Origin of the sequence: Streptomyces sp. NPDC096132, assembly GCF_044763345.1 — a bacterium.
In the GTDB taxonomy this organism is placed as follows: Bacteria; Actinomycetota; Actinomycetes; order Streptomycetales; family Streptomycetaceae; genus Streptomyces.
Genome location: NZ_JBIWGA010000006.1, coordinates 357,589 through 372,258, shown reverse-complemented (window position 1 = coordinate 372,258; position 14,670 = coordinate 357,589). Strand labels below are relative to the sequence as shown.

The window sequence follows — 14,670 nt, the reverse complement described above, 5'->3', positions numbered from 1 at the left end:
GTTGAGCGACAACGGTAACGCTCCGGCAAAAATCCCCTCACGCTCCGTCCCGTCCGGAATGGGAATGCCTCCCTCCGGTGTTGCAGCCCCCTGGAGGGAGCCCCACCCCCTCCGTCCGGCATGCCCGCAGCAAGGAGGAACGCCACGTGAGCCACCACGTCAGCAGGCTCGGGCGTCGCTCTCCGGCGGTACCCTCGCGGCTCAGGCTCCACCGCCGCCCCCGCCGTGTCGCGATGCTCTCCGTGCACACCTCACCACTCCACCAGCCCGGCACCGGCGACGCCGGCGGCATGAACGTCTACATCGTGGAGCTCGCCCAGCGCCTCGCCGCCATCAACATCGAGGTGGAGATCTTCACGCGCGCGACGACGGCCAGCCTCCCCCCGAAGGTGGAGATGGCCCCGGGCGTCCTGGTCCGGCACATCGACGCCGGCCCCTACGAGGGCCTCGCCAAGGAGGACCTCCCCGCCCAGCTGTGCGCCTTCACGCACGGAGTGATGCAGGCCTGGGCCGGCCACCGCCCCGGTTACTACGACCTGGTCCACTCGCACTACTGGCTCTCCGGCCACGTCGGCTGGCTCGCCGCCCAGCGCTGGGGCGCCCCCCTGGTGCACGCCATGCACACCATGGCCAAGGTCAAGAACGCCAACCTCGCCGACGGTGACACCCCGGAGCCCGCCGCCCGCGTCATCGGCGAGACCCAGATCGTCACGGCGGCGGACCGGCTCATCGCGAACACCTCCGAGGAAGCCGACGAACTCGTACGCCACTACAGCGCCGACCCCGGCAAGGTCGCCGTGGTCCACCCGGGCGTCAACCTCGACCGCTTCTCCCCCGCCGACGGCCGCGCCGCCGCCCGCGCCCGCCTCGACCTCCCCCAGGACGCCCTGGTCCCCGTCTTCGCGGGCCGCATCCAGCCCCTCAAGGCCCCCGACGTGCTGCTCCGCGCGGTCGCCGTCCTCCTGGACGAGCGCCCGGAACTCCGCTCGCGGATCGTCGTACCGATCGTCGGCGGCCCCAGCGGCAGCGGCCTCGCCAAGCCGGAGGGCCTGCAGAAGCTGGCCGCCCGCCTCGGCATCGCCGACGTCGTCCGCTTCCGCCCGCCGGTCGGCCAGGACCAGCTGGCGGACTGGTTCCGCGCCGCGTCGCTGCTCGTCGTCCCCTCCTACAGCGAGTCCTTCGGCCTGGTCGCCATAGAGGCCCAGGCCGCGGGCACCCCCGTGCTCGCCGCGGCGGTCGGCGGGCTTCCGGTGGCCGTACGGGACGGCGAGACCGGCTTCCTGGTCCGGGGCCACGATCCGGCGGCGTACGCGCGCGTGCTCGCGCGGTTCGCCGACGCGCCGGAACTGCCCGCCCGCATGGGCGCGGCCGCCGCCGCCCACGCCCAGTCCTTCGGCTGGGACACCGCGGCCGCCGCGACCGCCGACGTCTACACGGCCGCGGTCCAGGCCCACCGCCGTTCTGTACGCTCCCAGCATGGGTGACGCGGAGCGGACGGCAGCACGGATCCTGGAGGGCTTCCTGAAAGAGGCCGAGCTGGAGTGGGAGAGCCCCCAGCCCGGCACCTACGTGGTCCAGCTCCCCGGCACCCGCAAGCTGAAGACGACGGTCTCCCTGATCGTCGGCCGCCACTCCCTCTCGCTGAACGCCTTCGTCATCCGCCACCCCGACGAGAACGAGTCCGGCGTCCACCGCTGGCTCCTGGAGCGCAACCTCAAGCTGTACGGCGTGAGTTACGCCGTCGACCAGCTCGGCGACGTCTACGTCACGGCCCGCCTGCCGCTGTCCTCCGTCACCCCCGAGGAGACCGACCGTCTGCTGGGCCAGGTCCTGGAGGCGGCGGACGGCGCCTTCAACACCCTCCTGGAGCTGGGGTTCGCCTCGGCGATCCGCAGGGAGTACGCCTGGCGGGTGTCCCGGGGTGAGCCGACACGCAACCTCGACGCCTTCGCGCACCTGACGCGACGTCCGGCGGACTGACCCCGGGAGCCTTCGAGACGTCCGGCCTACGGGTCGAGCTGGTCGGCGAACGCCCGCAGGGCGTCGGCCAGTTCCTTCTTGGTGGGCAACTGGTCGACCTTGGCGTCGAGCTCGGCGATACGCCGGTCGAGCTCTTCCAGGTCCGGTGTCGAGGTGGGCGAGGTGGCGCTCGGCTCGGGATCGACCGGGGTCTCGGTGGCGTCCGGGTCGGTCCCGCCGACGGTCCCGCCGCCGTCGGCGCCGACGGTGTCACCGCTGCCGCCGGTACTGCCGCCCGTGCTGTCGCCGGTGCTGCCGCCGGTGTCGGCGGGTACCTCGGTCTCCGTCGCGCTGCTGGCCGACGTGCTCGGTGTGGGCAGGGGATCGTCGTCGTCCGAACCGGCCGCGAGGGCGGCGCCGACGCTCAGCACCACCAGGGCCACCGCCCCCGCGACGGTGGCCGAGAAGCGGTGCCCGAGGCGCAGGGAGGGTCTGTGTCCGTTCCGTGTGTCCTGTATCTCGTCCATGGCGGCGACGCTAACCGGGGACGATCAGCGGACGGAGGACTTCCGGCGATACCGCCCCGGCGTGACCCCCACCAACTTCCGGAAGTGGCGGGTGAGATGGGCCTGGTCGTAGAAGCCGGCCGCCACCGCGACCTCGCCCGGCGGCACCCCGCCGAGCAGCAGCCGCCGGGCACGGTCGACCCGGCGGGCGGTCAGGTACTGGTGCGGTGCGATGCCGTACGCGCCGCTGAACGCCCGTACGAGATGCGCGGGATGGGCCTGGACGACCCGTGCGGCCTCCTCCAGCCCGATGCCCTGGACGACGGACGCGTCGAGGAGCTCCCGCAGCCGGCGGGCCAGGGCCGGGTCGGGGCGCGGGGCCCGTACGTCGGCTCCCGCGGGGTGCCGGAGATGGTCCCGCAGCCGCTCCCCGATCAGCGTCAGCCGGCTGTCCGCCTCCAGCTCGTCGCCGGGCCGGACGAGCGCGGAGTGCAACTGCCCCACCCGCTGCCGCAGGACCGGATCCCGCAGGTCGGGGGCGTCGACGGCGGGCCCGATCAGGTCCTCTCCCAGGACGTCGGCGTCGAGGTACAGCACCCGCTTGCGGAAGCCGCGCGGGTCGGCGGGCGAGCCGTTGTGCGGCACGTGCGGCGGGAGCAGCGAGACCGTGTCGTGCGGGGTGCCGTGCCGATGCCGGTCGAGGTCGTACCGTACGGCGCCGTCGTCCACGATGAGCAGCGTCCACGCGTCATGCACATGCATGGGGTACGCGTACTCGGTGAAGTGGGCGTGGAAGACCTCGACGACGCCTCGTACGGCCGGGCGCCAGGCGGAGACTTCCTGCCGGGTGGCCATGCAAAGAACGTACAAGACCGGGCCGTGGACCGGACGGCAGTCTCAGTGCATGAGCACAGCCGAACCCCGTTTCGATACGAAGATCGCCGTCCTGCTGCGGGAGGACCTGGAGTCCTGGCAGCGGCTGAACGTCACCGCGTTCCTGGTCAGCGGCCTGGGCACGGTGGCCCCCGAGGTGATCGGGGAGCCGTACGAGGACGCCGACGGCGTGGGCTACCTGCCGATGTTCCGGCAGCCGGTGCTGGTCTTCGAGGGCACCAAGGAGACGCTCGTCGCCGCCCACGCGCGCGTGCTGTCCCGGGCCCTCCCGCGCGCGGTGTTCACGAGCGACCTCTTCGCCACCGGCAACGACCACGACAACCGCGCCGCGGTGCGGGCCGTGCCGACGGCGGAGCTGGACCTGGTGGGCCTCGCGGTGTACGGGCCGCGCAACGCGGTGGACAAGGTGCTGAAGGGGGCGCGGATGCATCCGTGACGTCCGTGGATTTCCGTGGGCCGGCCGGGATCAGGCGGCGCTGACGTCGGCCTTCACCTCGGCCGCACGGGTGTCGGCAACGGGCTCCTCGGCCGGCAGGCGCCGCATCAGCACGCCGTACCCGGCTCCCGCGGCCGTCCCCACGACCGCGCACATCCCCCACAGCCACTCCGCCCCGAACCGGTCGATGACGAGTCCGGACATCACCGGGGCGACAAGGGAGGCCACGGCCCACGACAGCGTGTACATGCCCTGGTAGCGGCCGCGCCCGTGGACGGGGGAGAGGCGGACGACCAGTCCGGTCTGGGTGGGCGCGTTGACGATCTCGGCGAGCGTCCACACACAGACGGTGAGCGCGAAGACGCCGACCGACCCGGCGAAGGCGGTGAGCCCGAAGCCGTATCCGGCGAGGACCGAGGAGATCACCAGCAGCCGTCGCGGATCCCGGTGTTCGATGAACCGGGTCACGGGGATCTGCAGCGCGACGATGAGGACGCCGTTGACGGCGATCGCCATGCCGTAGTCGGCCGGGGTGAACCCGGCCGCGCCCATCGCCACCGGCAGCCCGACCGACCCCTGCTGGAAGACGAGCGCGACGAGGAAGGACAGCCCGACGACACTCATGAACCGGGTGTCGCGCAGCACGGTCCCGAGCCCCACGGAGTCCTCCGCCACGGCCTTGGTCCCCCGCTCCGGCCGTGACTCGGGCAGCTTGAGGAAGACGACGACGGCACAGACGAGGGTCATCCCGGCCTCGATCAGGAACCCGGCGCGGTAGCTGACCTCGGCGATGAACCCGGCGGCCATGGAGGAGACGGCGAACCCGAGGTTGATGGCCCAGTAGTTGAGCGAGAAGGCCCGTACGCGGTCCTCGGGCCGCACGATGTCGGCCATCATCGCCTGCACGGCGGGCCGGGAGGCGTTGGAGGCCGCGCCGACGAGGAAGGCGACGCCGGCGATGGCGACGGGATCCGTCACGAACCCGAGCACCGCGACGGACACGGCCGTGGAGGTCTGCGCGACGAGCAGGGTGGGCCGCCGCCCGATCCGGTCCGCCATCACCCCGCCTCCCAGCGAGGAGACGACCCCGCCCAGCCCGTGCAGGGAGGCGACGAGCCCGGCGTAGGAGGCGGAGTACCCGCGGTCGAGCGTGAGGTACAGGGCCATGAAGGTGGCGACGAAGGCGCCGAGCCGGTTCACGAGGGTGCTGGTCCACAGCCACCAGAACTCGCGGGGCAGCCCGGAGAGGGTTTCGCGGGCGGCGCGTTTGAGAGTGGCGACGGACATGGCGGAGCCCCCCGTGGGTGATGGCTACTCGGTGCGGGCGTAGACGAGTGGCGTAGGCGTAAGTGGCGCAGACGGCTCTCAGAACTTACGAGTGACGGGATCGGGAAGGCCACTCAATTAACAGATCCCGTCAACCGTCCGCGGTACGAGCAGGGGCGCAAGGGATCAGGACGGTGGATTACGCTCATAGCCATGGCCGACGCACCGTACAAGCTGATCCTCCTCCGCCACGGCGAGAGCGAGTGGAACGCCAAGAACCTGTTCACCGGCTGGGTGGACGTCAACCTGAACGAGAAGGGCGAGAAGGAGGCAGTCCGCGGTGGCGAGCTCCTGAAGGACGCCGACCTCCTCCCCGACGTGGTCCACACGTCCCTCCAGAAGCGAGCCATCCGCACCGCGCAGCTCGCCCTCGAGGCCGCCGACCGCCACTGGATCCCCGTCCACCGCAGCTGGCGCCTGAACGAGCGCCACTACGGCGCCCTCCAGGGCAAGGACAAGGCGCAGACCCTCGCGGAGTTCGGCGAGGACCAGTTCATGCTGTGGCGCCGCTCCTACGACACGCCGCCCCCGCCGCTGTCGGACGACTCCGAGTTCTCCCAGGCCGCCGACCCCCGCTACGCCTCCATCCCCCCGGAGCTGCGCCCCCGCACGGAGTGCCTGAAGGACGTCGTCGTCCGCATGCTCCCCTACTGGTACGACGGCATCGTCCCCGACCTCCTGGCCGGCCGCACGGTCCTGGTCGCGGCCCACGGCAACAGCCTCCGCGCCCTGGTCAAGCACCTCGACGGCATCTCCGACGCCGACATCGCGGGCCTGAACATCCCGACGGGCATCCCCCTGTCCTACGAACTGGACACCAACTTCAAGCCCCTCACCCCCGGCGGCACCTACCTCGACCCCGAGGCAGCGGCAGCCGCGATCGAGGCGGTCAAGAACCAGGGCAAGAAGAAGTAACGCCACACCATTGGGCCCCCACCTGCCGTTTCTCGGCAGGGCGGGGGCTTTTCGGTGCTGCTCGGGTGGGCCGTCAGGCGTCGCTGTTCCGGCGCCACTCGTAGGCGCCGGGTGATGTCTCTACGACTTCGCGGGGGTAGACCTCGTGCACCCGGGCGAGCAGGTCGCGCTGTTTGCCGACCCAACCCGTCGGAAGTGCGAACAGCGGGACGGTGACGGTGACCCCTGAGGCGGGTCCGTCGTAGGCCGACACCGACATCCGGTCGTGGCCGTCGGGCTTGAACTCCAACGACACTGTCCGCCCCGAAGTGAGCCACATGGCGAATCGCCGCGTCTCCAGGGTCGCCAAGGCTTCCTCCCAGTCCTCCAGATCTTCAGGGAGGAGGGTCACCGAGAAGGTGGCGCTGAGGGACTCCGCCACGATGACGATCTCGCATTCGAGGAAGTCGTGGCCGAGCAGGTTGCCGGGCCGTGAGCGGCCCAGGACACGCACGGAGACGCTGTGCCCGCTGGTGCCCGGCCGGTCGGCCAGGTGGATCAAGTCGACGACCTCGTCCGTCGAGTCCATGGATTCCCTTCACATCAGTTCAAGCTTGACGCACCTGACTGCCTCTCCTGGCCGGCACGTTGGACGGCAGCCTCGGTCTTCTCGACCCAGTCGAGGTACCAGTCGGTGAAGCCGACCTCTCCGAGGGGGCGGAATCTTCCGTCCGCCGGACGGTCGTCGAGCCACACCCGGCCCTGCTGCGCACCAGACACGACGAGCCAGTGGAAACAACCGCAACCCTCGTGGCTGAGGCACACGGCACCGGAGGAGAACCAGTCGAACAGCCTCTCGTCCTCATCCAGCCAGGCGCGATACGCCACACGGAACGCCGCTTCGTCCTCGAAGTCGGACTCCACCGGCTCCTTGCCCTCGTGCTCGGCCTGGACCCGTCTGCTCTCCTCCCCGCCCGGGAAGGGGAAGCGCAGTCGCTCGTGGACCGTGCCGCCGCCCGGGTCGCTCCACAGCCACCCGGCATCACCACGGCTCAGGACGGTGAGTCCGTAGCCCGGTCCGGCACCGCCGGCGCCGACTTCGAGGAGGAAGGCCCGGTAGTCCACGGGCAGTGAGACGCCCCACTGAGCCTCCGCCTCGGTGACCTCCGCCTCCGACAGCGGATCAGCAAGCCGGAAGTGGTGCCCGACTACGCCGTACCGGTCCCACGCCCCGAAGACTTCCCTCGCCTTGTCAGCTCGAGCCAGAGCCTCCACCCGCTCACGGACACCGCCCCAGATCGTCGCCCCCATGAGCCGAAGCGTAGGCCAAGGGATCACAGCCAACTGGGGCGAGCGGCGACAAGCATCAGGCGAAGCCTCTTGCTTCCGCCTCGGCTCCCGCATCGCGAAGTGCCAAGGCCGCTGCCTCGGCGTCTTCCCGTGGTACGCCGTTGAGAACCACGGCGGGTGTCCGGGCCGCCAGAGCCTTGCTGTGCCAGAGGCTCAGTCCGGTCAGGCGGCGTACGGCTTGGGCGACGTCGAGCGCACGGGGGCCAGGGGCGGTGAGCACTACGTCGTGAGGTACGTCGGCGCATACCGACAAGACGTACTCGTCGCCCATCGTCCCTCGTCCTTTCTCCGGCCGGCTGTGGGCTTACTTGAGTTCGGCGGCCGTGTAGTAGCCGCCTGCGACCAGGACGTAGTCGTAGTTGGTCTTGTCCACGCTCGTGGGCTGCAGGAGGAAGGCGGGTACGGCCTTGACGCCGTTCTTGTAGGTTCTTCTGTTGTTTATTCTCGGGGTTCTGCCGTTGAGTATTTCGTCGGCCATGTCCGCGGCGACTTCGCCGAGCTGGCGGATGTCCTTGTAGACGGTCTGCGACTGCTCGCCCGCGATGATCGACTTCACGGAGGCCAGTTCGGCGTCCTGGCCGGTGATGACCGGGAGGGGCTTGCCGGCGGAGCCGTAGCCGGCCGACTTCAGTGCGGACAGGACGCCGATGGAGATGCCGTCGTACGGCGAAAGGACGGCGTCGACGTCTCTGCCCCCGTACGACTCGGCGAGGATGTCGGTCATGCGCTTCTGCGCGGTGGGCCCGTCCCAGCGCAGGGTGGTGACCTGCTTGAGCGCGGTCTGGCCGGACTGGACGACCAACTGCTTGCTGTCCAGGTACGGCTGCAGGAGGTGCATCGCGCCCTCGTAGAAGTACGCGGTGTTGTTGTCGTCGGGGGAGCCGGCGAACAGTTCGATGTTGAACGGGCCCTTGCCGTCGTCCAGGCCGAGCTTGTCGATGATGTAGAAGGCCTGGAGCCGGCCGACCTGCTCGTTGTCGAAGGAGACGTAGTAGTCGACGTCCTGGGTGCCGAGGATGAGCCGGTCGTAGGAGATCACCGGGATGTCCGCGGCGGCGGCCTGTTTGAGCACGTCGTTCAGCGACCTGTTGTCGATGGCCGCGATGATCAGTGCGTCGACGCGCTGCTTGACCAGGTTCTCGATCTGTGCGGCCTGGGTCTTCGGATCGTCCTCACCGTAGACCAGCTTGGACTGGTAGCCCTTGGCCTTCAGTTCGTCGACGATGGTCTTTCCGTCGGTGAGCCAGCGCTCGGAGGCCCGGGTCGGCATGGCGATGCCGATGGTGCCGCCCTCGGGGCTGTTGCTCTCGCTCGTCTGGCCGCAGGCGGACAGGGGGAGGACGAGGGAGGCGGCACCGGCGAGGGTGGCGAGGGCGGCTCTTCGGTTGCGCATGGTGATCGGTCCTTGTTCTTCTCGTCGTTGAGAGGATGACGGCGTATCAGATGTCGCAGGGGGGGAGGAGCGGTGGTGCGGGCCGGGCAGAGTCAGATGCGAAGTGCGGTGCTCCCGGGTGCCCTGTCGGCCGGTCCTGGGGCAGGCCCTGGGGCAGGCCGAATCGACCCCGGGCAGAGCGGTGCGCCGGGGCGGATCAGCTCGGCGACCTCGTGGTTCCGCACGTGGCCGCCGAGGTCGTCGGAGCCGTGGTGCGTATTCTCAAGCGCAAGGAACAGCCGGTGGATCCCGCTGAAATGAATGCGGGTCAGGTCGCCCGGCCTGCTGCTCGAGTCGCCGCTCAGGCGCCTTGGAGACCCGTGGATCGCCGATCAAGGTGTCGGCGCGGCCCGGCATTCCGCCCACATGCGTGCTGATGTCGGTGATGCGCAGGGCACTCGCCTTTCAGCTGTTCGAAATATCGTCACACGGTCGGAATGCTGGCGCGACACATTAGGGAGGGGGCGTGCGGGGTGTCAACGGTATGAACAAGAAAAACTGCGGCGCGTGACCGCCGGCTACAGCAGGCCCAGGTCGCCGAGTTCCTTGTGGAGGTCCGCCCGGGGGTGGTCGGCGCCGGTGTTCTGGGTGGTGCTGGAGGTCTTGGTGGTGCTGATGGTCTTGGTGGTGCCGGTGGTCCCGGTCGTGTCGCGTGGGGCCGGGGGCTGGGCGGCGGGGCGCTTGCCCCGGCGGTCGCGGAACAGCCAGGCGCCCACCAGGCCGCCGATCAGCCCGCCGAGGTGCGCCAGCCAGCTCACCCCCGGGGTGCCGGGCACGGTCACCGTCAGCATGTAGGCGAAGGACGCCGCCATCACCACACCGATCAGGGTGTCGATGAGGTGGCGGTCGAAGAGGCCGCGGACGACGACGTACCCGAAGTAGCCGAAGATCAGGCCGCTCGCGCCGACCGTCTCCACGTTCCCGCCCTCGAAGAACCAGACCGCCAGCCCGCTCGTCACCGCCACCAGCAGGCTCAGCCCGAGGAAACGGAGCACCCCGCGGTACGCGGCCAGGAAGCCGAAGATGAACAGCGGGCCGGAGTTGCTCTCGATGTGGGCCCAACTCCAGTGCAGGAAGGGCGCGGTGAGGATGTGCGGCAGCGTGTCGAGGTCGCCGGAGACCACGCCGTACTCGCGGGCCGGTGCGTAGTCGTCGGCGAAGTTCCCGAGTTGCACCAGCCAGACGACCGCCAGGAAACCGAACATCACGAAGAACGCCTTCCGCGCCTCCGCGATCATCGCCGCAGAATCAGTGGCCGGCCTGTCGCCCATGGCTTGTTCCCCTCCCCCTGGTGGAACTCCATGATGCCGATTTCCCGGTGTCGCACAATGCGTGCGTGTCCGCGCGGGGGCGGCCGGCCCCGCCCGACCCCGTCCGGGTCGCTCAGACCGACAGCGGTACCGGGTGGATCTCGTCCGCCCTGTGGCCGGTGCGTTCGTGGATGCGCTGGACGGCGTCCGGCGAGGGAGCCTCGGAGAGGCAGTAGATGATGCCGGCCTCGGGGTCCGCCCAAGCGGCCTCGAAGTGCACGCCCTCGTCGGCTTCTATGGCGAGGTCGGCCTGGTGGGCCTGGCGGAGTTGCTCGGCCGTGATGCCTTCCATGCCATGGTGGACGTCCATGTACTTGGCCATGGTGCCCACCCCCTTTCGTTTCGTGCTCGTGCCCGCCCCTGCCGATGTCCGTCCTCTCCATGCTGCGCCCGGCCCGGCGCACCCGCTACCGTGCGGCTGACGATCACGCAGGGACGCCGATGAGGCCAGGAACGGGAACCCCGTCGGGGGTGGGCTCCGGTGCCTTCGCCGGAGCCCACCCCCTTCGTACGACGGTGCTCAGCCGCACTGGCACGGGCTGCCCGACTGGCACCCGCAGCCGCACCCCGAACCGCAGCCGCACGCGCCGATCAGCATCAGGTTCCTGATCTCGGCGGGTTGCTCGGTCGGGCGTTCCTGAGTGGGGTCGGGCTGGGGAGTGCTGGGGGACTCTGCCATGGTTCCTCCCGGAGGCGTAGGGCCTGTGCCCATTGCATGCCCGTTGTGTCGGGCGCATCAACGGCGCACGGAGGCGCCCACACGCCCCGCGGAGCCGACCCCCGTAGGGCCGCACCCCCGGCGGGCTACGCGTTCTCGGTCGGCTGGATCTCCGGCTGGATGTCCGGCTGCAGTTCGTCCGCGTGCTCGCCGGTCACCAGGAACACCACGCGCTTGGCGACCGCCACCGCGTGGTCCGCGAACCGCTCGTAGTAGCGGCCCAGCAGGGTGACGTCGACGGCCGTCTCGATGCCGTGCTTCCAGCGCTCGTCGATCAGGTGCTGGAACAGCGTGCGGTGCAGCAGGTCCATCGCGTCGTCGTCCGACTCCAGCTGGAGCGCCAGGTCGACGTCCTTGGTGATGATGCACTCCGCCGCCTTCGCCATCAGGCGCTGCGCGAGCTGGCCCATCTCGAGGATCGTGGCATGCAGGTCGTGCGGCACGGCGCGGTTCGGGAAGCGCAGCCGCGCCAGCTTGGCCACGTGCTGGGCGAGGTCGCCCGAGCGCTCCAGGTCGGCCGACATCCGCAGCGAGGTGACGACGATGCGCAGGTCGGTGGCGACGGGCTGCTGCCGGGCGAGCAGCGCTATCGCCTTCGCCTCCAGGTCGTGCTGCAGCTGGTCGACCTTCTGGTCGTTCTCGATGACGCTCTCGGCCAGCTTCAGGTCGGAGTCGAGGATGGCGGTCGTGGCGCGCCCGATCGCCGACCCGACCAGCCGGGCCATCTCCACCAGGCTGTCGCCGATCGAGTCAAGTTCCTCGTGGTACGCGTCCCGCATCAGGATTCCCTCTCGTACGTCATTCTTGGGGTTCCGGGGGCCAGGACCGGCCGTGGAACCGGCGCTGCGAACCCCACGGTGCCACGGTCCGCCCCGTACGCGTCGGATTCCGCCATCTCAAATGAACCACCACTGGCTCCTAGGTGAACTCTGGGCGACGAGTGTTCGAGCTCGCACCTCGATGGCTGTGGTCAGGCCGGATCCCGTGCCTAACCTGGACGCATGGACGTGAACGCGGCGGTCGCCGCAGCGGCAGCGATCGCCGGGGTGCTCACCGGTGTCATCGCCATGCTGGCGTTCCGCTGGAGCGAGCGCGACCAGGCACGGCCCACCCGCACCTCCCTGCACACCGACCCCGTACTGCCTCCCGGCGTGGACACGGTCCTGTCGGTGCTGCGCTCGTCGGCCGTCGTCCTCGACGAGGCCGACGCCGTCGTCAAGGCCAGCTCGGCGGCGTACGCCCTCGGGCTCGTCCGTGGCGGAAAACTGGCCGTCGAGCCGATGCTCAAGATGGCCCGGGACACCCGGCGCGACGGCGAGATACGGCAGGTCGAACTGGATCTGCCGAGGCGTGGCACCGGTCGGGGAGAGGCCCTCGCGGTCTCCGCACGGGTGGCCCCCCTCGGCTCCCGGCTGGTCCTCCTCCTCGTCGAGGACCTCACCGAGGCCCGCAGGATCGAGGCGGTCCGCCGGGACTTCGTGGCGAACGTCAGCCATGAGCTGAAGACCCCGGTCGGCGCGCTCTCCCTGCTCTCCGAAGCGGTCATGGACGCCGCCGACGACCCGGAGGCGGTGGAGCGGTTCGCCGGGCGGATGCAGATCGAGGCCACCCGGCTGACCAACCTGGTGCAGGAGCTCATCGACCTGTCGCGGGTCCAGAACGACGACCCGTTGGAGGACGCCGAACCGGTCGGCGTGGACGAACTGGTCGCCGAAGCCGTCGACCGCTGCCGTCACCAGGCCGGCACCAAGCAGATCACCATGGCCGCCGGCGGCAGCGCCGACCTGCGTGTCTGGGGCAACCGCGGCCAGCTGGCCGCCGCCCTCGGCAACCTGGTCGAGAACGCCGTCAACTACTCGCCCGCCCGCACCCGCGTCGGCATAGCCGCCCGCCGCGTGAACGCACCCGGCGGCGACTCGATCGAGATCTCGGTGACCGACCAGGGCATCGGGATCTCCGACAAGGACAAGGAGCGCATCTTCGAGCGCTTCTACCGTGTCGACCCGGCCCGTTCCCGCCAGACGGGTGGTACGGGCCTCGGGCTCGCGATCGTCAAGCACGTGGCCGCCTCGCACGGCGGGGAGGTCACGGTGTGGAGCGCCGAGGGACAGGGCTCCACCTTCACGCTGCGGCTGCCCGAGGCGGCGGTCGCCGCACGCGACCGCGACCGGGCACGCCGGCATCCGGATCCCGACGACCCGGACGGCCTCGAAGGCTTCGACGCCCTCGACGACCTGGACGACCTCAACGACGAGGACGGGCAGGCCGGCGGTACCTCCCACTCCCCTTCCCCCACCCCGTCCCGCCCCTCATCCCCCGATTCGACCGCGTACCAGACGCTTTCCGCCCCGGAGGTCCTTCCGTGACCCGAGTGCTCGTCGTCGAGGACGAGGAGTCCTTCTCCGACGCCCTGTCGTACATGCTCCGCAAGGAGGGCTTCGAGGTCGCCGTCGCGACCACCGGGCCCGACGGACTCGACGAGTTCGAGCGCAACGGCGCCGACCTCGTCCTCCTCGACCTGATGCTGCCGGGGCTGCCCGGTACGGAGGTGTGCCGGCAGCTGCGCGGCCGCTCCAACGTCCCCGTGATCATGGTGACCGCCAAGGACAGCGAGATCGACAAGGTCGTCGGGCTGGAAATAGGAGCCGACGACTACGTCACCAAGCCGTTCTCCTCGCGCGAGCTGGTCGCCCGCATCCGCGCCGTCCTGCGCCGCCGGGGCGAGCCGGAGGAGGTCACCCCGGCCGCGCTGGAGGCGGGCCCGGTCCGGATGGACGTCGACCGTCACGTCGTCACCGTCTCCGGCTCCAAGGTCGACCTCCCGCTCAAGGAGTTCGACCTCCTGGAGATGCTCCTGCGCAACGCCGGCCGCGTCCTCACCCGCATGCAGCTCATCGACCGGGTCTGGGGCGCCGACTACGTCGGCGACACCAAGACCCTCGACGTCCACGTCAAGCGCCTCCGCGCCAAGATCGAGCCCGACCCGGGGGCGCCCCGGTACCTGGTGACTGTTCGGGGGCTGGGCTACAAGTTCGAGCCGTAGACCGGGTTTCGTTCCGGTCGGCGGACGGAGTCCGGCGCAGCGTCCCGCTGCCCGCGCAGCGGTGCGAGGGATGCGTCGGGGACGGTGCTCGAGCCCGGCCCGGGGGCGCCCCGGTACCTGGTGACTGTTCGGGGGCTGGGCTACAAGTTCGAGCCGTAGAGCGGGTTTCGTTCCGGTCGGCGGACGGAGTCCGGCGCAGCGTCCCGCTGCCCGCGTAGCGGTGCGAGGGATGCGTCGGGGACGGTGCTCGAGCCCGGCCCGGGGGCGCCCCGGTACCTGGTGACTGTTCGGGGGCTGGGCTACAAGTTCGAGCCGTAGAGCGGGTTTCGTTCCGGTCGGCGGACGGAGTCCGGCGCAGCGTCCCGCTGCCCGCGTAGCGGTGCGAGGGATGCGTCGGGGACGGTGCTCGAGCCCGGCCCGGGGGCGCCCCGGTACCTGGTGACTGTTCGGGGGCTGGGTTACAAGTTCGAGCCGTAGAGCGGGTTTCGTTCCGGTCGGCGGACGGAGTCCGGCGCAGCGTCCCGCTGCCCGCGTAGCGGTGCGAGGGGTGCGTCGGGGACGGTGCTCGAGCCCGGCCCGGGGGCGCCCCGGTACCTGGTGACGGTTCGGGGGCTGGGTTACAAGTTCGAGCCGTAGACCGGGGTTCGTTCCGGTCGGCGGACGGAGTCCGGCGCAGCGTCCCGCTGCCCGCGCAGCGGTGCGAGGGGTGCGTCGGGGACGGTGCTCGAGCCCGGCCCGGGGGCGCCCCGGTACCTGGTGACGGTTCGGGGGCTGGGCTACAAGTTCGAGCCGTAAACCGGTT

General features: G+C 70.5%; 16 protein-coding genes and 2 pseudogenes. 8 read left to right on the top strand and 10 right to left on the bottom strand.

Translation table 11 applies throughout. The features are described from left to right. Positions 1 to 146 precede the first annotated feature (146 nt). Both mshA and ACIRF9_RS17385 read left to right on the top strand, forming a co-directional pair. Entirely contained in the window at positions 147 to 1,484 is a 1,338-nt protein-coding gene (gene mshA, locus ACIRF9_RS17390) for a D-inositol-3-phosphate glycosyltransferase (RefSeq protein ID WP_403822168.1), read from the top strand. Next, a complete protein-coding gene (locus tag ACIRF9_RS17385) occupies positions 1,477 to 1,980 on the top strand; it encodes a YbjN domain-containing protein (protein WP_403822165.1) in 504 nt (167 codons plus the stop codon). The genes mshA and ACIRF9_RS17385 overlap by 8 nt, the downstream gene beginning before the upstream one ends. Before the next feature lie 26 nt (positions 1,981 to 2,006). Here ACIRF9_RS17385 and ACIRF9_RS17380 read toward each other — a convergent pair whose 3' ends face one another. Together ACIRF9_RS17380 and ACIRF9_RS17375 are read right to left on the bottom strand one after the other, a co-directional pair. Then, complete coding sequence (locus ACIRF9_RS17380) at positions 2,007 to 2,486, bottom strand: hypothetical protein (protein WP_403822162.1); 480 nt, start codon at positions 2,484 to 2,486, stop codon at positions 2,007 to 2,009. Between the two features lie 24 nt (positions 2,487 to 2,510). Beyond that, positions 2,511 to 3,320: an AraC family transcriptional regulator gene (locus ACIRF9_RS17375; RefSeq protein ID WP_403822159.1), complete on the bottom strand. Its 810-nt coding sequence runs from the start codon at positions 3,318 to 3,320 to the stop codon at positions 2,511 to 2,513. On the opposite strand from ACIRF9_RS17375, the gene ACIRF9_RS17370 reads away from it, so the two are divergent. After that, complete coding sequence (locus ACIRF9_RS17370; protein ID WP_403822462.1) at positions 3,319 to 3,795, top strand: DUF2000 family protein; 477 nt, start codon at positions 3,319 to 3,321, stop codon at positions 3,793 to 3,795. The genes ACIRF9_RS17375 and ACIRF9_RS17370 overlap by 2 nt on opposite strands. Positions 3,796 to 3,825: 30 nt before the next feature. Here ACIRF9_RS17370 and ACIRF9_RS17365 read toward each other — a convergent pair whose 3' ends face one another. Then, on the bottom strand, positions 3,826 to 5,082 hold the full coding sequence (locus ACIRF9_RS17365; protein WP_403822156.1) for an MDR family MFS transporter: 1,257 nt from the start codon (positions 5,080 to 5,082) through the stop codon (positions 3,826 to 3,828). Between the two features lie 192 nt (positions 5,083 to 5,274). On the opposite strand from ACIRF9_RS17365, the gene ACIRF9_RS17360 reads away from it, so the two are divergent. Continuing rightward, a complete protein-coding gene (locus ACIRF9_RS17360; RefSeq protein ID WP_403822153.1) occupies positions 5,275 to 6,036 on the top strand; it encodes a phosphoglyceromutase in 762 nt (253 codons plus the stop codon). 73 nt (positions 6,037 to 6,109) lie between these two features. On the opposite strand, the gene ACIRF9_RS17355 is transcribed toward ACIRF9_RS17360, so the two are convergent. The 7 genes from ACIRF9_RS17355 to phoU form a co-directional block, all read right to left on the bottom strand. Then, positions 6,110 to 6,604: a DUF5959 family protein gene (locus ACIRF9_RS17355; RefSeq protein WP_403822150.1), complete on the bottom strand. Its 495-nt coding sequence runs from the start codon at positions 6,602 to 6,604 to the stop codon at positions 6,110 to 6,112. 14 nt (positions 6,605 to 6,618) lie between these two features. Continuing rightward, positions 6,619 to 7,326, bottom strand: a complete 708-nt coding sequence (locus tag ACIRF9_RS17350) for an SMI1/KNR4 family protein (protein WP_403822147.1) — start codon at positions 7,324 to 7,326, stop codon at positions 6,619 to 6,621. A gap of 55 nt (positions 7,327 to 7,381) precedes the next feature. Next, entirely contained in the window at positions 7,382 to 7,636 is a 255-nt protein-coding gene (locus ACIRF9_RS17345) for a ribosomal protein L7/L12 (protein WP_403822144.1), read from the bottom strand. A 33-nt stretch (positions 7,637 to 7,669) separates the two neighbouring features. Next, positions 7,670 to 8,758 carry a multiple monosaccharide ABC transporter substrate-binding protein gene (gene chvE, locus ACIRF9_RS17340; protein ID WP_403822141.1) on the bottom strand — a complete coding sequence of 363 codons (1,089 nt, stop codon included), beginning with the start codon at positions 8,756 to 8,758 and terminating at the stop codon, positions 7,670 to 7,672. A 557-nt stretch (positions 8,759 to 9,315) separates the two neighbouring features. Further along, positions 9,316 to 10,068, bottom strand: coding sequence for a rhomboid family intramembrane serine protease (locus ACIRF9_RS17335; protein ID WP_403822138.1), 753 nt, complete (start codon positions 10,066 to 10,068; stop codon positions 9,316 to 9,318). A gap of 112 nt (positions 10,069 to 10,180) precedes the next feature. Next, positions 10,181 to 10,429, bottom strand: a complete 249-nt coding sequence (locus tag ACIRF9_RS17330) for an SCO4226 family nickel-binding protein (protein WP_403822135.1) — start codon at positions 10,427 to 10,429, stop codon at positions 10,181 to 10,183. 482 nt (positions 10,430 to 10,911) lie between these two features. Further along, positions 10,912 to 11,604, bottom strand: coding sequence for a phosphate signaling complex protein PhoU (gene phoU, locus ACIRF9_RS17325; RefSeq protein WP_403822132.1), 693 nt, complete (start codon positions 11,602 to 11,604; stop codon positions 10,912 to 10,914). Between the two features lie 222 nt (positions 11,605 to 11,826). Between phoU and ACIRF9_RS17320 the strand changes: the two genes are divergently transcribed. The 4 genes and pseudogenes from ACIRF9_RS17320 to ACIRF9_RS17305 all read left to right on the top strand — a co-directional run. Beyond that, the gene (locus tag ACIRF9_RS17320; protein ID WP_403822129.1) at positions 11,827 to 13,191 is read left to right on the top strand and encodes a sensor histidine kinase; all 1,365 of its coding nucleotides are present in this window, start codon (positions 11,827 to 11,829) and stop codon (positions 13,189 to 13,191) included. Continuing rightward, positions 13,188 to 13,868, top strand: coding sequence for a response regulator transcription factor (locus tag ACIRF9_RS17315; protein WP_015659563.1), 681 nt, complete (start codon positions 13,188 to 13,190; stop codon positions 13,866 to 13,868). Before ACIRF9_RS17320 ends, ACIRF9_RS17315 begins: the two co-directional genes overlap by 4 nt. Positions 13,869 to 14,273: 405 nt before the next feature. Beyond that, positions 14,274 to 14,345: pseudogene (locus tag ACIRF9_RS17310) on the top strand (DNA-binding response regulator); the annotation flags it as partial. 87 nt (positions 14,346 to 14,432) lie between these two features. Further along, positions 14,433 to 14,504, top strand: a pseudogene (locus ACIRF9_RS17305) (DNA-binding response regulator); the annotation flags it as partial. Positions 14,505 to 14,670 lie beyond the last annotated feature (166 nt).